Source organism: Sphingopyxis sp., assembly GCF_025869345.1.
GTDB lineage: Bacteria > Pseudomonadota > Alphaproteobacteria > Sphingomonadales > Sphingomonadaceae > Sphingopyxis.
This window is the reverse complement of sequence record NZ_JAOZVW010000159.1, coordinates 25919-42531: the sequence shown is the minus strand read 5'-3', so window position 1 is coordinate 42531 and position 16613 is coordinate 25919. Positions and strand designations below refer to the sequence as shown.

Sequence of the window (16613 nt, the reverse complement as noted above, 5' to 3'; positions counted from 1 at the left end):
ACGAAAGCAGGACGATGCAAGGGACCAACCTCGCCGAATGGCGTGCCGGCTGGCCGGTGGTGCTCGTCGGGATCGCGGGCGCCGCGACCTCGTCGATCCAGACCGTCGCGCTCAGCCTGATCATCCCTTCGCTGTCCGCCGAACTCGGTTGGTCGCGGGCGGCGATCTCGGTCAGCTTCACCATCACCACCATCGGCGCGCTGCTGCTCAGCCCGCTGGTGGGCGCGCTGCTCGACCGTTTCGGGACGCGCCGGGTCGCCATCGCGGGGGTGATCGCAAAGGCGAGCGCGCTCGCCGCGGTGTCGTTCACCACCTCGCAGATATGGACCTGGTATCTCGCCTGGATTTTCGTCGCGCTGGCGGCGCCCTTCGCGAGCCTGGTCGTGTGGACCAAGGCGGTCGCGGGCCGTTTCGCCAAACAGCGCGGCCTCGCGCTCGCGATCACGATGACCGGGCTGCCGATCGCGAACATCGTCTTCACCTTCGTTGCGGCGCAGACGATGGGCGCCATGGGATGGCGCGCGGTCTATCCGGCGCTCGCGGCCTCGGCGCTCTGCGTCGTGCTGCCGTTGGCGATCTTCTTCCTCTATGACGAACGCGATCTGCTGCGCCGCCGGGCGCGCGCGGTCGGCGAAACCGTGCAGGCCGCGCTGCCGCGCGCGCTCGGCCGCGGGGCCGAGATCGGCGAGGCGCTGCGCAACCGGCGTCTCTGGCAGATTTTCATCCCCGGGTTCCTGGTGTCGATGTCGCTCGGCGGGCTGATGGTCCATCTACCGTCGATGGTCACCGATGCCGGCGCGACGCCTGCCGAGGCGGCGACGGTCTTCGCACTCGCCTTCGGTCCTTTCGCATTCGCGGGCCGGGTCGCGACGGGATTGCTTCTCGACCGGCTACACGCGCCCTTCGTCGCCGGAGCGGCGTTCATCCTGCCGGCGCTGGCCGCGCTGATCTTCTATTCGGCGAACGGTGACATCGCCTGGCTGATCGCGGCGGGTGCCCTCGCGGGCTGCGCGCTGGGCGCCGAGCTCGAGGGGATCGCCTATCTGGTCAGCGTCTATTTCGGCCAGAAGAATTACGGCTTTCTCTATGGCATCGGCTTCGGTTTCTATTCGGTCGGCTTCGGCATCGGGCCAGTCATCGCCGGCCATATCTATGACAGCTACGGCAGCTATGAGCGATATTTCGTCTTCATCGCCTCGGCGCTGTTGATTGCCGTTCCCTTCATCACCTTGCTCGGCCGCTACCCCGATTGGGGAAGCGGGGAAGAGCGGGCGGCCTGAATTCAGCATCATCATCTGGAGCGACGGCCGCGGGACTGACCGAAGCGGCCGCCAAGAGCGGGAGGACTATATGAAGACCATCAAGACGACCCTGTTGATCGGGGCTGCCTCGTGGGGGCTGCTGGCGGCCTTGCCTGCGATGGCGCAGGACGGCGGCGCGCCGGCCGAGGACGCGGACGGCGCGGCCGCGTCGTCGGGCATCGGCGACATCGTGGTGACGGCGCGCAAGCGGGCCGAGAGCGTGCAGGACGTTCCGGTCGCGATTACCGCGGTCAGCGCCGAGCAGATGATCGACCGTTCGGTGAAGGATATCACCGATATTGCCGCCTCGACCCCCAGCTTCTTCACCCAGATGTCGAGCGCCGACCCGTCGGCGCTGCTCGTCTCGATGCGCGGCCAGTCGGCGACCGATGCGCTGATGACGCTCGACTCGCCGGTCGGCGTCTATGTCGACGGCGTCTATCTGCCGCGCTCGATCGGCCTGCGCGCCGCGATGGTCGACATCGAGCGCGTCGAGGTGTTGCGCGGCCCACAGGGGACACTGTTCGGCAAGAACACCACCGGCGGCGCGGTCAGCATCACGACCCGCCAGCCCGACCTCGTGGAAACGGGCGGTTTCGTCAGCATGGTGCTGGGCGAGCATGGCAAGATGGAAGCGACCGGTGCGCTCAACGTGCCGCTGGTCCGCGATGTGCTCGCGGTGCGCGGCGTGTTCCAATATTCGGGCAACAACGGCTATGGCCGCAACCTGCTCGGCGAACGGATCGGCGGCGACGTCACCAAGACGGGGCGGATCAACGTCGTCTTCGCGCCGAGCGACCGCCTGCGCATCAACCTGTCGGGCGATTATCAGCGGATCAAGGGCGACGGCATCATCACGCGCCTGTCATGGCTCAACCCCTATCCGCAGGAAACCGGTTCGGTTCTGCCCGCGCCGACCAATCTGCTGCGCGCGACGCTGGCGCAGCAGGGCCTCGCCGATACGCCGGCGAACCGCGAGGCGGCCTATGCCTATCTGCAGACCGCACTGATCGGCAACAGCGCCGGCTCCTTCTACGATGCGCCGACCACCTCGCCGCAGGCGAACGACTATGAGGGCTATGGCGTGTCGGGGACGATCGAGTTCGACGTAAGCGACTATCTGAGCCTCAAGTCGATCACCGCCAACCGCTGGGCCGACCGCGACTCCTATGTCGATTTCGACGGCACGCCGATCGTGCTGTTCGAGCCCCATTATGTGACCAAGTCGAAGGTGTTCAGCCAGGAACTGCAACTGCTGTCCGACCCGGCCGAGCGTCTGTCGTGGATCCTCGGCGGCTATTATTCGAAGGAGACGGGCAACGAGTTCACGGTGAGCCGCACGCTGCCGCCGATCCTGCCGACCAACCCGGGGATCAGCGACGGCGACGTTACCAACAAGAGCGTAGCGGTGTTCGGACAGGCGAACTATCGCGTGTCGGACGCGGTTCGCATCACCGCCGGGCTGCGCTGGACCGAAGAGACGAAATCGCTGCTGACGCGCAACCGCAACGCGCTCGGCTGTAATATCCCGGTTTCGATCCGCATCAACGGCGCCTGCGAAGGCTATTTGTCGGACACCTATTCGGACTGGTCCTATCTGCTCAGCCTCGACTGGACGCCGGGCACCGGAACGCTCTTCTATGCCCGCACCTCGCGCGGCTTCAAGGGCGGCGGCCAGAATCTGCGCGGCCAGGCATCCGATCCGCGCACCTTCAATCCGTTTCGGCCCGAGACCGTCACCGATTATGAAATCGGCGCGAAGCTCGACCTGCTCGACCGGCGCCTGCGCCTGAACCTCGCCGGCTATCACGCCATCTATGAGGATATTCAGCGCAGCACGAGCATTCAGCCGCCGGTCGGCAGCGCGACGACGCTGGTGACGAACGCCGCGAAGGCGAAGATCAACGGCGTCGAGGCCGAAATCACCGCCCAGCCGACCGATGCGCTGACGCTGAACGTCAACGCGAGCTATACCGATGCAAGCTATTCGAGCTTCGCCGATCCGATCATCGGCGACCGCAGCGACGAACGCTTCCCGGTTCCGCGCTGGACGCTGGCGACGAACCTGACCTACCAGCTTCCGACCTCGATCGGCGACCTCAAGTTCATCGCCGGCTGGAACTGGCGCAGCGCGACATCGCTTCGTCCCGCCGCGCTGGTCCAGTCTAGCGTGACGCAGAAGGCCTATGGCCTCGTCGATGCGCGGATCAGCCTGCACGTCGACGAACTCGATGCCGATGTCGCGATCTTCGCGAAGAATCTGCTCGACAAGGAGTATATCGTCGGCGCGGTCGATCTCGACCGGACGCTGGGATATAATATCGTCAACGTCGGCACCCCCCGCCTGATCGGCGTGGAATTTCGCAAGAGCTTCGGCAGCCGTTAATCGGGTCGGCCATGCTATCGTTAGCCCTGGCGGCTGGCGATGGCATGGCCGGCTCCCATCATCGTCCCACATCATCGGAGGAAGATATGAGCTTTGCACTTTGCGTTCTGGAAAAGGGCGGACAGCGTGTTCCCGCAGTCAAGATCGGCGAGCGTTTCTGGGCGCTGAGCGACGTCGCACCGGGGCTGATCCAGCGGCCCGACGAAGGCCTGCTCGACCTGCTTCCCGCGTGGGACGAGAGCTTTACCAAGCTGGAAAAGGCCGTCGCGGCGTTCGACGGCGCGGCGAAGACCGCGCTCGTCCCCGGCGAAGGCGGCGTCCGCTACGACCTGCTCGTCACCAACCCCAGGAAGATCGTCTGCGCGGGGATGAATTATTATTGCCACATGCGCAAGGACGCCAAGCGCGAGATCAAGAAGGAGGATTATGACTGCCTCTTCTTCCTGAAGGCGTCCGACCAGCAGCTTGCCGCCGACCGCGACATCCCGTTCCCCAGTCATACCAAGAAATATGACTGGGAGGTCGAGATCGTGATCGTGATCGGCAAGGAAGGCCGTAACATCAAGGCCGCGGACGCCGCGCAGCATATCGCGGGCTATGCGGTCGGCAACGACCTGTCGGCGCGCGACTGGCAGTTCAACCCGCGCCACGTCCGCCAGTTCGACCTCGTCGCCGGCAAATCGTTCGACCATTCGGCGCCGGTCGGCCCGTGGCTCGTCCCCGCCGCTTTCGTCGACATCGCAAATCTCTGGCTGAAGCTGTGGGTCAACGACGATCTGAAGCAGGATTCGACGACCAGGGAATTCATCTGGTCGGTCGGCGAACTGATCGAATCCTATAGCTCGCACAGTACGCTGCGTCCCGGCGATCTGCTGTTCACCGGCGCGCCCGCGGGGGTCGGCATGGCGACCGACACCTATCTCAAGCCCGGCGACGTTATGGTGGCCGAGGTCGAGGGGCTGGGCCGTCTCGAAACGCGGCTGCTCGCCGAGTGAGGGAATGGGGAGGGCGGCCCAAGGGGCGCTCTCCCGCCAACAGCGGGCGGAGTTCGCGTTGATACAGGGATTGTCTCCATCCGCCGCGTCGGCGGACGCCGATACGGTCATATCGGCGCTGCTCGAATGCGGGATGATCGCGGTGAAGAGCGAAGTGCGGCGGATCGTCTCCATCGCGGGCGGCGTATCGTGCGACGTCTATCGCGTCGATCTGCCCGGCCGTTCGGTCGGGGTGAAGCGCGCGCTGCCGCGCCTGCGCGTCGCCGCCGAATGGAACGCGCCGGTCGAACGCTCGGCCTATGAGGTGCTGTGGCTGCGCCGCGCGCAGGCATGGGGCGCGCGCGCGCCGCACGTGCTGGCCTCGCTGCCCGACCGCAACCTCTTCGTCATGCAATGGTTCGACGCCGCTGCGCATCCGGTATGGAAAGCGGAACTGCTCGCGGGGCGTGTCGATGCGGATTTCGCGCGGCGCGTCGGGGCGGCACTGGCGCTCGTCCACAACCGCAGCAGCGCCGACGATACGGTCGCGCGGGATTTCGCCAGCGACGAGCTGTTCCGGCAGCTTCGCATATCGCCCTATCTCGACGCGACGACGGTCGAGCATCCCGATCTCGCCGCGCGGATCGGCGCGCTCGCGGCGTCGCTCGCACGCACCAAGGTTGCGCTCGTCCATGGCGACGTCAGCCCGAAGAATATCCTGTGCGCGGCGGAAGGGCCGCTGTTCCTCGACGCCGAATGCGCCTGGCATGGCGACCCGGCCTTCGATGCCGCTTTCTGCCTGACCCATTTGCTGCTCAAGGCGCTCAAGCTCGGGACCAGGGCGAGCCGCGATGCGTGCGGCGCCTTTGCCGGGGCATGGCTGGACGATGCCGGTTGGGAAGAGGCGGCGGCCCTGTCGCGCCGCACCGCGCCGCTGCTTGCCGCGCTGCTCCTCGCGCGCGTCGACGGCAAGTCTCCGGTCGAATATCTGAACGCGTCCGAACGCGCCTTTGTCCGCCGTTTCGCACGCGACTTCCTGCATCTCCCCGCCGAAAACGGCGACGACATCGATGCGCTCAAACATATGTGGTTCGAAAGATTGGATAGCCGATGAACAACAATATCGCTCAAGTCCGTGCCCGTTCGGTGTGGGATTCGCGCGGGCGACCGACCGTCGAGGCGGAAGTGCATCTTGCCGGTGGGGCCATCGGGCGGGCAATCGCGCCCGCGGGGGCTTCGCGCGGGAAGTATGAGGCGGTCGACCTGCGCGACGGCGGCAGCCGCTTCGGCGGCATGGGGGTCGAGCGCGCCGTCGCGGCGGTGAACGGCGAGATCGCGCCGCTACTGATCGGCGCCGATGCGCGCGAGCAGGACCAGATCGACGCGCGCCTCTGCCGCGCCGACGGCACGCCGAACAAGGGCCGCGTCGGCGGCAATGCGACCGTCGCGGTGTCGATGGCGGCCGCGCACGCCGCCGCCGCGGCCGAGGGCGTGCCGCTGTGGCGCTGGCTGTCGCGCGGCGGCCCGGTCTCGCTGCCGCTGCCCGAAATCCAGATCTTCGGCGGCGGCGCGCACGCCGGGCGGCGCACCGACATCCAGGATTTCATGATCATGGTGCCGAAGGCGGCATCGATCCGCGAGGTGCTGGAGGTGACGGGCGATGTCTATCGCGCGGCAGGCGAGGTGATGCAGGACCGCGACCGCATGGTCGGCACTGCCGACGAGGGCGGCTGGTGGCCGATGTTCGACACCAACGAACAGGCGCTGGAAACGCTGGTCGAAGCGATCGAGCGCGCCGGCCATCGCCCCGGCGAGGACGTCTTCATCTCGCTCGACATCGCGGCGAGCGAGTTCGCGGAAGGCAATGGCTATGTGCTCGCGCTCGACGATGCGCGGTCGTCGAGCGAGGAGATGGTCGAGCGCGTCTGCGACTGGGCCGCGCGCTACCCGATCCTGTCGATCGAGGACCCGGTGGGGCAGGACGACACGCCGGGCATGGTCGCGGTGACGCGGCGGCTCGGCGGGCGCATCCAGATCATCGGCGACGATTATCTGGTCACCAACAGCGACCGCGTCGACGCGGCGGCGGCGGCGGGCGCGTGCAATGCGGTGCTCGTCAAGGTCAACCAGGCCGGGTCGCTCAGCGAAGCGAAGGCGGCGCTCGACGCGGCGCAACGCCGGCAATGGGGGACGATCGTGTCGGCCCGGTCGGGCGAGACCGAGGATGTGACGATCGCGCATCTCGCGGTCGGCTGGAACGCCCGCCAGCTCAAGGTCGGCTCCTTCGCGCGGTCGGAGCGCATGGCGAAATGGAACGAACTGCTGCGGATCGAGGAAGCGCTGGGGGCCGACAATCGCTTCGACGGCATCCGCGCCTTCGCGCCCGGCGTTTCGGCAGGCCTCGGCGCATGAAGGCGGTCCTCCACTATGGCGCGAGCCCCGGCTTTCGCACGTCGCTCGCGGGGCTCGCCGACGGGCTGGATATCGTGGTGGTCGACGAGGAGAGCCCCGATTTCGCCCGCGAGATCGCCGACGCCGAAATATTGCTCCATGTGCTGAAGCCGGTGACGCGCGCGATGATCGAAGGAGCGCCGCAGCTTCGCCTGATCCAGAAGATCGGCGTCGGGGTGAATACGATCGACCTCGATGCGGCGCGGTCGCGCGGCGTCGCGGTTGCGAACATGCCCGGCACCAACAGCCAGGCGGTGGCCGAGCTGGCGCTGGGGCTGATGCTGTCGGTGCTGCGCCGCATCCCCGCGCTCGACGCGATGACGAAGGGCGGACACCGATGGTCGCCCGAGCCGGCGCTGATCGACTCCTGCGGCGAAATATGCGGGCGGACGGTCGGTTTCCTCGGCTTCGGCGAAGTGCCGCGGCGGCTTGCCGGGGCGATCGAGGCGCTCGGCGGCAGCGTGCTGCGCCACGATCCCGCCGCGGTGCCCGATGCGCCGGGGCGCGCGGTCGATCTCGATACCCTGTTCGGCGAAAGCGACATCCTGTCGCTGCACGTGCCGCTGACCGACGCGACCCGCCATATCGTCGATGCCGCCCGGCTCGGCCGGATGCGGCCGGGGGCGGTGCTGATCAACACGGCGCGCGGCGAGCTGGTCGACGAAAAGGCGCTTTACGATGCCATCGCCGAAGGACGGCTGCGCGGCGCCGGGCTCGACGTGTTCGAGGCCGAGCCGGTGCGGGCGGACAACCCGTTGCTGACGTTGTCCGGAGTTGTCGCGACGCCGCACCTCGCCTGGCTGACGCCCGAGACGCTGGCGCGCAGCATGGCGGTCGCGGGCGAGAATTACCGGCGACTGGCGGCGGGCGAGCCACTGCTGAACCGCGTGGTGTGAGGAGGGAGATAATGGGCCAACCGACGACGTTGCCCGCGCTCGCCGCGCATTTCGCGGTAACGACCTCCGACAATCCTGCCTTCGTCTTTGCAGGCCGGACGACGAGCTTTGGGGCGTTCGAGGCGCGCTGCCGCCGCGTCGCGGGAGCGCTCGCCGATGCAGGCGTCGGGCTGGATAGCCGTGTTGCCTGGCTGTCGAAAAACCATGTCGCCGGGTTCGAATTGTGGGTCGCTGCGAATATGCTCGGCGCGACCTTTGTTCCGCTCAACTGGCGCCTCGCCCCCGATGAACTCGCTTTCATCATCGCTGACGCCGAGGCGCTGATCCTCTTCGCCTCGGCCGAATATGCAGCCGCGGCGCGGCAGGCCGCCGCAGGGGTCGATATCCGCATCGTCGTGCTCGACGAGGGCGCAGACTGGGCGCACGACGCGACCCCACTGGCCGAACCTGTCGCGGATGACGCTGAGGCCATCTCGCTCCAGCTCTACACCTCGGGCACGACCGGCAAGCCCAAGGGCGCGATGCTCAGCCACCGCGCGCTGCTCGGCGCGCGGCCGCTGTGGCGCGACATCGACTGGTATCGCTGGGATGACGGCGATGCGGGGCTGCTCGCGATGCCAATGTTTCATATCGGCGGCATGGGCTGGGCGCTGATGGCGTTCGATTCGGGCCGGCCGAACATCATCCTGCCCGAATTCGACGTCGAGACGATCCTGTCGCTGATCGACACACGCGCCTTTTCCAAGACCTTTCTCGTCCCCGCTGCGCTGCAACTGCTGCTCGACCATCCGCGTGCCGATGCCATCGATTTCGGCGGTCTAAAGACCGTCCTCTACGGCGCCAGCCCGATGCCGATGGCGGTGCTCGACTATGCGATGCGGCGGCTTTCGTGCGATTTCGCGCAACAGTACGGGATGACCGAAACCTCGGGCACCGTGGTCGCGCTGGCACCGAAGGACCATGTTCCCGGCAACCCGCGGCTGGCATCGGCGGGACAGGCGCTCCCCGGCGTCGAACTCGAGATTCGTGATGCGGCGGGCGCGCCGCTGCCCGCAGGCGAGACCGGCCAGATCGCCATTCGTGCGCCGCTCAACCTCAGCGGCTATTGGCGCCGCCCCGATGCGAGCGCGGCGGCGACCGACGCCGACGGTTGGCTGCTCACCGGCGATGCGGGCTATCTCGACGCCGACGGCTATCTCTTCGTGCGCGATAGGCTCAACGACATGATCATCAGCGGTGGTGAGAATGTCTATCCGGCCGAGGTGGAGTCGGTGCTGTCGTCTCATCCTGCGGTCATCGAGGTCGCGGTTATCGGACTTCCCGACGCGCGCTGGGGCGAAGCCGTAACCGCCGCCGTCGTTCTGCGCGATGGGGAGATCGCCGACGCAGAGATAATCGCCTGGATGCGTGGGCGCATCGCTGGATATAAGATCCCCAAACGGATCGAACGAATTCCCTTTTTGCCCCGCAATGGCGCTGGCAAGATACTGCGCCGCGCGATCAGGGAGGATCTGGCGGCACAAGGCTAGTAATTGTTGTGGAGGCAAAGAACCTGCCGATCACCATATCGGGATGGTATACTGGCCTAAATGTCGGGTTTTCGGACGCTTCCCTCGAAAAGCGGACCATCGGAAACCGGCCAGGTCCCGCGATAGGCATGGCACTGGCGTGATGAAGGAGCGGTCCAGTTCGACGAAAATCTGTCGTCGGCTCTCAAGTAAAGGCCCCGCCTTTGCATGTCCACATCCGGTCGATATCGTCGCCGCGGAGCGGCTGTCCTGGCCGCTAAACGTTCCGGTAGCCGATCTTTGATGTGAACCGGCTGGAGCGCCGCGCCTGACATGCTATGGGCATCCCATGCTTCACATGCACGGCCGCAGCGGCACCGTCCAAATCGAAGGCGTCAAATATGACTGGGAACTCCTGAGCGAGCCCCAACTATCCTCTTCCGATGGCTGGAAGGGCATGACGGTCTCCTTGCGCCAGAGAGATATGCCGCGCGAAGCCGTGCTGGAATTTCCGACGCCAAAGCGCCTGTTGAAAGGATTGCCGAAAGGGCGTTCGCACATCAACGACGCGATAGCCTCGCGAGGGGTGCGAGCGGCATTGTCGGCAGGATGGGACCCGGCGTCTCGCGGCAAACCGACGGTCTTCATGGTCGATGCCAACGGCGACTAAGCCCAATCGTCTGGAGCACAGGCATCCAGCGCGAAAACGTGCTTCAAATTCAGTATGACCAGATCTGTTTACAAGCTGAAGCGCGGCAATTCCTCCTTTGGGTGAAAGGGAGATGAGCGTTTATGTCAATCGCTCAACCAATTGGTTGTGATCTCGCCCCTATGCCCCTCCGGCGCCAGCGCGGCGCGCAGAGCTTCCAGCAGAGGCGGCAGCGCCAGCGTGAAGGCGTAGGGCGGGTTGACGATAAAAAGGCCTGCGCCGTTATAGATGTCAGGCTGATCGCTATCGTACAACCAATGCTCCACCACCAGAAGCTTCGGGATGCCGAGCTTACGTAGCTGCGCCTTCCACCGCACATGCGTTGCGCGGTCTTTCAACGGATACCAGATCACCGTCACGCCATGCGCCCATTTGCGGGTCGCCGCGGCGAGGGTGGCGGTGATACGTGCGCGTTCATCGGTCTGCTCGTACGGCGGATCGACCACCACCACGCCGCGCGCGGTGCGGGGCGGCACCAACGCCAGCCAAAGCTCGTAGGCGTCGCGCTGATGCACGGCGGCGGGTGTGTCGCGCATCGCGCCGCGCAAGGCATAGACGTCTTCGGGATGTTTCTCGTTAAGGATCAGAAAATCCTGCGGACGCAGAAGCTGCGCCAGAAATCGCGGCGATCCGGGGTAGAAGCGCGGCTCGGTCCCGGCATTCACCGCCTGTACTGCAGCGCGGTAGTCGTCCAGCAAGGGGTTCGGGTCGGCAAAGGCCCGTAGCACGCCCTGTGTGGCCTCGCCGGTGCGCCCGGCCTCCTCGCCGCCGAGGTCGTACAGCCCGCAGCCGGCATGGGTGTCGATCAGGGTCAGCGCGCCCGGTTTCTGCTGCAAGGCCCGCACAAGGGCGATCAGCAGGCTGTGCTTTACGACATCGGCGCTATTGCCGGCATGAAAGCTATGGCGATAATTCATTGTAATTCAAAATCCCGGCGATCGGCCTTCATGCGAACGGCTGGGCGCGGAAGCCGGGCGCGAGGCGATGGAAGCAACCAATCGGGTGCCCGTACAGAGTCGGGCGAAAACCTTCAAAGCATTATGACTTCGGAAGATCCCACATGTGTGGGGTGACGAAATCGCGGAGCTTGCCGCCTATAAAGCCGTTTGAAGCCATTCCCGAGCCGTCGCCGTTACTTGTCTACGCCGACGCTTTGCCGATCTGGATGCGTTCCACGGCAAGATCGGCCTGATCGACGCCCCAATCGGCCAGGTCGGCGGGCCAGTCGCCGCCGGTGATCAGCGCCTCCGTGGCGGCCGCCATGGCAGGGGCGGTTTGCAGACCATAACCGCCCTGGCCCGCCAGCCAGAAGAAGCCTTCGGCATCGGGCGCGAAGCCGGCGACCGGAACGCGGTCGTGCGTGAAGGTGCGCAGCCCCGCCCAGCTATGGCTGATCCGCCGGACGGCGAGCGAGGTATAATGTTCGACCTTCGCCGCGGCGAGCGCGATGTCATATTCCTCCGGCTGGGCGTCGGTCGGCTCGCTCGGAACCTCGTCAACCGGGCAGGCGAGCAAGCGCCCCGATTCGGGCAGCATGTAGAAATCGTCGACCGCGGTCTTGGTGAACGGCCAGTCGCCCGTCGCCTGATCGGGCGGCGCGTCGAAGACGATGATCGTCCGGCGCAGCGGCTGGAGGCCGAGCGGCGCGACGCCTGCCAGATGTGCGATCTCGTCGCACCAGGCGCCCGCCGCGTTGACGAGGACGGGGGCGGCGAACCGTTCGCCGGCCGCGGTGGTCGCGACCCAGCTTGCGCCTTCGCGCGCGACCGCGACGACGCGGGCGTTCGCGATCGACTGCCCGCCCGCGCGCTTGATTGCGGCGCGATAATCCTGTTGCAGCGCCTCGCTGTCGAGGCGGCGGGCGGTGCGGTCGAGCACGGCGGCGACGATCCCGTCACCCCCGCACCGCAGGACCGGAACGATGCCGCGCACGCCATCCGCGTCGAGGCGCTCGAGCCCGTCGCTATAGGGCCGCATCTCCGCCTCGAGCGCGTCGAGCCCGGCGAGCATCTCCGGCGGCGCGATGAACAGCGCGGAGGAGGAACGCGACAGCGCGGTGCCGTTCGCGCCCACGGTTTCGAAATGCGAACGGCTGAACGCCGTCATGCCGCGCACGACCGATTTGCCGATGCCGAAATGATAATAGGTCGCGCTCCGGCCGCTCGAATGATAGCCGAAGCTGTCCTCGGCCTCGAGCAGGATAGTCCGGCCGTGCGGCGCCAGCCGCGCGGCGGCCGACACCCCGGCGATGCCGCCGCCCACGATCAGAAAATCCGCTGTCTGCAATTGCTGCTCCTTTTCGACCGTCCTGCGTTTGCCGGCGGCTATAGCGGCTTCGGCCGCCCCCTCCTAGTTCGCGGCGACGCGGATGATGCCGACGCCCTTCACGATGTCGATGCGTGTGCCGAAAGGCTCCGACAATCGCTGGAGCCGTTCGAGAATGCGGGCGCCGGTTGCCGCGTCCGCCATATGCGGCACCCCGCGCGCCGCACCGGCCGCGGTGACGCCGAGGTCGATCGGATAGAGGCGCACCTCGGTCAGCCGTCCGTCGCGAAAATGGGTGGTCGCGATCACCGATTCATAAAGATTGGGATCGGAAAAGCTCTTCGCATTGCGCGCCTGGAGCAGTTCGGGGGTCGTGACGCTGCCCGGCGTGACACCGAACTGGTCGAACATATCGGCGGGCACGTCGTCGAGCGAATTGTTCATCATCGCGAAGTTGCCGAGCGAATAGAAGATCGGCTTGCCCTTGTAGATCTCGATGCCGCGAAGCTGGTGCGGCCCGTGCCCCATATAGACGTCGGCGCCCGCGTCGATGATCTGGTGGGCGAGGCCGGGGGCGAAGTCGGCGGGGGTCTGGCTGGCATTGCCGGGTTCGTGATTGTGCAGCGAAAAGACGACGAAATTGCCGTTCTGCCTGGCCTGCCGCACCGCGAGCAGATTGGCGGCGAGATCCTTCGGGTTGAGGTCATAGCCGATCGTCATCGGGGTGGTCGGCGCCTCGACCGCGCGAAAGTCGCGGCCCTTGATCCGCACCGGCGCGCCCGGCTTCGTGCCGGTGATGCGGGCCAGCACCGCGAGGTCGGCCTCGGATACCTGTCCGACCTCGGTGCTGCGGATGACGTTCGCGCCGGGGCGGCCGGGCACCCGGCCCAGCGGATCGGCGGCGGGCGACATCGGCGTGAAGGTTGTCGTTGCCGAGACGAGCGCGACGCGTCCTTGCGGTCCGTCATAATAAGCGGGCGCGCGCGCTTCGGCCATCGTGCGCCCGGTTCCGGCGCGAACCAGATGCGCGGCATCGAGCAGCTTCAGCGTCTCGATCATCCCCTCGACACCCCAGTCGGTCGCGTGGTTGTTGGCGTGGCCGACGATGTCGATCCCCATGGCGGCGACCTCCTTCGGCACGCCGGGGTCGGCGAGCATCCAGGTGCCGCCCGATTCGGCCTGCGGCGACCCCTTGAAGGTCGCGAGATCGAGCGCGGTCGTCTCGAAATTGCCGAAGGTCACGTCGGCGTCGCGCAGGATGCGGAGCATATCGGGCGCCTGCTTTTCGAGCGTCGCCAGCATCGGGCGCAGATAGATGAGGTCGCCGACGGCGGCGAGGCTGAAATCGCCCGCGATCGGCGTGCTGGGGACCGGCGTGGTTTCGAGCGCTTCGCCGCCGCGCGGCTGGGCGTGAACCGAAAGCCCGGTCAGCGCGATCGTGGCGGACCCGGTGAGCGCCAGAAGGCGCAGCGCCCCGGAACGGGCAAAGGGACGGGCGAAATGGATCGACATGCTGATGCTCCCCTGATGTGAAGCGACAGCGAATAGGCGGCGGCGCTGACACCAACCTGTCACAGGTCAATCGGCGCGGAGAAATCGCACCGTCACGCACAGCCCGCGCCCCGTCCGGCCATCGGCCAGTTCGATCTCCGCGCCCATGCGCTGCGCCAGCGCGCGCGCGATCGGCAGGCCCAGGCCGGTCCCCGGCGGCTGGCCGCGTCCCTGGATGCGATAGAAGCGATCCCACACCTTCTCGCGCTCCTGTTCGGGAATGCCGGGGCCGTCGTCGTCGATCTCGACCAGCGGTCCGCCCGCACCGTTCGTCAGGCGGACCGAGACCATCCCGCCCGGACGGCTGTAGCGTATCGCGTTGTCGAGCAGATTGCCGATCAGTTCGACGGCAAGCGTCGGCTGGCCCATCGCCATCACCGGACCCTCGCCCTCCTTTTCATAGCTGATGACCCGGTCGGCCGATGCCTGCGCCGCGCGCTCGCCGGTCACGCCGGCGGCGATGTCGGCAAGGTCGAACGGCTGCACCGATATCATTCCCTGATCCTCGCTCCGCGCGAGCGCGATCAACTGACGCAGCAGTTGCTCGAGCGTGTCGAGGGCGTGGGGGATGTCGGTCAGCGCCGCCTGGCCCTGCCGCGATTGAGGGCCATAGCGTTCGAGCACGTCGAGCTGCACGCGCGCGACCGCCAGCGGCGTGCGCATCTGGTGCGAAGCGTTCGAGGTGAATTGGCGCAGCGATTCGCTTGCGCGCTCCAGCCGCGCCATCAACCCGTTGAACGCGGCGACGAAGGGGCGGATTTCGGTCGGGGTCGCTTCGTCCGCGTCGAGCCGCACCGCGGGAGAGGCAGCGCGCCGGGCCGCCTCGACCTGTCCGGTCAGCGTGGCGAGCGGGCGCAGACCCCAGCGGATCGCCAGCCAGAACAGCAGGCCGGTGACGACCAGCGCCGTCAGTCCGATCATCAGAACCTGGTGCAGGAAGGCGCGTTCGTGCGCCAGCCGGTCGTCGACATAATCGGCGATCTGGATCGCGATCAGCCGGTCGTCGCCATGCGCGCGGCGGATTTCCATCGCGATCCGCGCGGGCTTCCCGTGCAGCGTGCCGTCGCGCAGATAAGCGGCCTGCGTCACCTCGCGCGCATCGGCGGGGTCGAGATAGCCGCGCACCAGCTCGTTTCGGCGATAGGCGTTGGTGAAGGTGGTCGGCGGGTGACGGTCGATCGTGCCGTCGCCGACCGGGTTATAGTCGGCGGGCGGGCGTAGCGCCGCATCGCCCGCGATCAGCCGGTCGCCGCGCCAGACGCTATAGTGGACGACCGGCCGCGCGCGCCGTTTCAGCAGGTGGACCGCAAGCGGCACCAGCCGCTCGCGGTCGCTCGCCGGGCTGTTGTAGGCGAGGCTCAGGGTGCGCACCGATCCGATCAGCACCCGGTCGACCGTATCGGCCTCATTGTTGCGCGCGACCAGCGTCGTGATGATACCGAAGAACAACACGAGCGCGGTGAGCGGAAGGAGGACCGCGGCCGTCAGGCGAAAGCGCAGCGAAGGGGGCAGGCGGCGCATCGGTTCAATCGGTCTCGATCATATAGCCGAGCCCGCGGACGGTGCGGATCGCGGGGCCCGACGGTTGAAGTTTGCGGCGCAGGCGGCCGACATAGACTTCGAGCGCGTTCGGAGTGACCGCATCCTCGAAATTGAAGACTTCGGCGGCCAGCCTTTCTTTCGGGATCACCTTGCCCGGGCGTCCCATCAGCGTTTCGAGCACCGCCAGTTCGCGGCGGCGGAGGTCGATGATCCGGCCTTCGAGCGATACGGTGCGGCTCGACCGGTCGAACGACAGCGCGCCGATCCGCAGCACCGGGTCGGCCGTGCCCTGGCTGCGCCGGACGAGCGCGCGCAGGCGCGATTCGAGTTCGCGCGGACTGAACGGCTTGGCCATATAGTCGTCGGCGCCGCGGTCGAGGCCGGTAACGCGGTCGTCGATCATGTCGCGCGCAGTCAGGATCAGGATCGGCGTCGCGACCCCGCGCGCGCGCAGCGCCCCCAGCACGTCCAGCCCGTCGATGTCGGGCAGCCCCAGGTCGAGGACGATGGCGCTATACGGTTCGCGGTCGGCAAGCTGCAGCGCGTCCTCGCCATTCGCCAGACAATCGACCGCAAAGCCGGCCGCTTCCAGCGACGCGGCCATGCCGCGCGACAATCGCTCATCGTCCTCCACCAACAGCACGCGCATGACCCGATCCCGCTTCGCCTCCTCGTCTTTCCACCGGAAATTACAGCCTGCCTCTATCTCGGCATACGGAAATGTCACGCTTGGGGCCGATAATTTTCCATTCCTTGCGCCAAAGCCGCGCCTTCGCATTTGGTGTCAGCTTCGTGACAGCGATCCCCGGTAAGGCGGCGGCATTCGCGCCTTACCCGCTGCGCCGACGGAGAATCGGAACATGAAGATCAACCTGCCCCTGCTCGCAGGAGCGACCTTGTCCTTATGGGCCGCAGCGCCATCGGCCGCGGCCGCGGGGGGGGGGGGGCCCCCCCCCCCCCCCGCCCCCCCCGCCCCCCCCGCCGCGGGCGGGGCGGCGGTCGCTAAACCCGGGGGGTGGGAAGCGAACAA

Annotated in this window: 13 protein-coding genes; 8 read left to right on the top strand and 5 right to left on the bottom strand. The window is 67.0% G+C overall.

The features are described 5' to 3' along the window. Nucleotides 1-14 precede the first annotated feature (14 nt). The 8 genes from OJI97_RS18130 (at nt 15) to OJI97_RS18095 (ending at nt 10186) form a co-directional block, all read left to right on the top strand. Complete coding sequence (locus OJI97_RS18130) at nt 15-1280, top strand: MFS transporter (protein ID WP_297665822.1); 1266 nt, start codon at nt 15-17, stop codon at nt 1278-1280. A gap of 70 nt (nt 1281-1350) precedes the next feature. Then, nucleotides 1351-3687 (top strand): TonB-dependent receptor, encoded by a 2337-nt coding sequence (locus OJI97_RS18125; protein ID WP_297665821.1) that lies wholly within the window; start codon nt 1351-1353, stop codon nt 3685-3687. An 86-nt stretch (nt 3688-3773) separates the two neighbouring features. Continuing rightward, on the top strand, nt 3774-4682 hold the full coding sequence (locus OJI97_RS18120) for a fumarylacetoacetate hydrolase family protein (RefSeq protein WP_297665820.1): 909 nt from the start codon (nt 3774-3776) through the stop codon (nt 4680-4682). A gap of 70 nt (nt 4683-4752) precedes the next feature. After that, nucleotides 4753-5775: a phosphotransferase gene (locus tag OJI97_RS18115; RefSeq protein WP_297665818.1), complete on the top strand. Its 1023-nt coding sequence runs from the start codon at nt 4753-4755 to the stop codon at nt 5773-5775. Beyond that, on the top strand, nt 5772-7073 hold the full coding sequence (gene eno, locus OJI97_RS18110; RefSeq protein WP_297665816.1) for a phosphopyruvate hydratase: 1302 nt from the start codon (nt 5772-5774) through the stop codon (nt 7071-7073). The genes OJI97_RS18115 and eno overlap by 4 nt, the downstream gene beginning before the upstream one ends. Then, a complete protein-coding gene (locus OJI97_RS18105; protein WP_297665814.1) occupies nt 7070-8008 on the top strand; it encodes a D-isomer specific 2-hydroxyacid dehydrogenase family protein in 939 nt (312 codons plus the stop codon). The genes eno and OJI97_RS18105 overlap by 4 nt, the downstream gene beginning before the upstream one ends. An 11-nt stretch (nt 8009-8019) precedes the next feature. After that, nucleotides 8020-9537 carry a long-chain-fatty-acid--CoA ligase gene (locus OJI97_RS18100; RefSeq protein WP_297665812.1) on the top strand — a complete coding sequence of 506 codons (1518 nt, stop codon included), beginning with the start codon at nt 8020-8022 and terminating at the stop codon, nt 9535-9537. A 328-nt stretch (nt 9538-9865) separates the two neighbouring features. After that, nucleotides 9866-10186 (top strand): hypothetical protein, encoded by a 321-nt coding sequence (locus tag OJI97_RS18095; protein WP_297665811.1) that lies wholly within the window; start codon nt 9866-9868, stop codon nt 10184-10186. Between the two features lie 125 nt (nt 10187-10311). Here the strand turns inward: OJI97_RS18095 and OJI97_RS18090 are convergent, their stop codons facing one another. From OJI97_RS18090 to OJI97_RS18070, 5 genes are all read right to left on the bottom strand, one after another. Continuing rightward, complete coding sequence (locus OJI97_RS18090; protein WP_297665808.1) at nt 10312-11142, bottom strand: 23S rRNA (adenine(2030)-N(6))-methyltransferase RlmJ; 831 nt, start codon at nt 11140-11142, stop codon at nt 10312-10314. A gap of 223 nt (nt 11143-11365) precedes the next feature. Then, nucleotides 11366-12511 (bottom strand): FAD-binding oxidoreductase, encoded by a 1146-nt coding sequence (locus tag OJI97_RS18085; protein WP_297665807.1) that lies wholly within the window; start codon nt 12509-12511, stop codon nt 11366-11368. 63 nt (nt 12512-12574) lie between these two features. Continuing rightward, entirely contained in the window at nt 12575-14002 is a 1428-nt protein-coding gene (locus OJI97_RS18080) for a CapA family protein (RefSeq protein ID WP_297665806.1), read from the bottom strand. 66 nt (nt 14003-14068) lie between these two features. Next, nucleotides 14069-15562 (bottom strand): ATP-binding protein, encoded by a 1494-nt coding sequence (locus OJI97_RS18075; protein ID WP_297665805.1) that lies wholly within the window; start codon nt 15560-15562, stop codon nt 14069-14071. A 4-nt stretch (nt 15563-15566) separates the two neighbouring features. Continuing rightward, nucleotides 15567-16232, bottom strand: a complete 666-nt coding sequence (locus tag OJI97_RS18070) for a response regulator transcription factor (protein ID WP_297665803.1) — start codon at nt 16230-16232, stop codon at nt 15567-15569. Between the last annotated feature and the right edge of the window lie 381 nt (nt 16233-16613).